The 285-nt window shown below is 64.9% G+C and carries 1 protein-coding gene; it reads left to right on the top strand.

Annotation, left to right across the window (positions count from 1 at the left end; all coding sequences use genetic code 11):
- Positions 1–266 (top strand): pectate lyase (locus tag J0695_RS41010; protein ID WP_206969890.1); only part of this gene is annotated, 266 nt, incomplete at its 5' end.
- Positions 267–285 lie beyond the last annotated feature (19 nt).

Genomic DNA, 285 nt, shown 5'->3' with positions numbered 1-285 from the left:
GCAACTGCTCCAAGCAGTACCAGCGCACGATCATCGTGAACGACGTCGACATCACGGCGCCGGGCAAGGCGATCGCCGGCATCAACACCAACTACGGCGACACGGTCTCGCTGCGCAACATCCGTATCCACGGCGACAGCAGCAAGAAGATCAAGACCTGCGTCCGCTACACGGGCAACAGCACCGGCGCCGAGCCGAAGGAGACCGGCAGCGGCCCCGACGGCACGTACTGCAAGTTCACGGCCTCGGACATCAGTTACGAGTAGGGGCGCCCCTCCCCTCCCC

It is taken from the genome of Streptomyces beijiangensis, from assembly GCF_017315755.1.
Taxonomy (GTDB): Bacteria; Actinomycetota; Actinomycetes; order Streptomycetales; family Streptomycetaceae; genus Streptomyces; species Streptomyces beijiangensis.
This window is presented reverse-complemented; position numbering and strand designations above follow the sequence as displayed.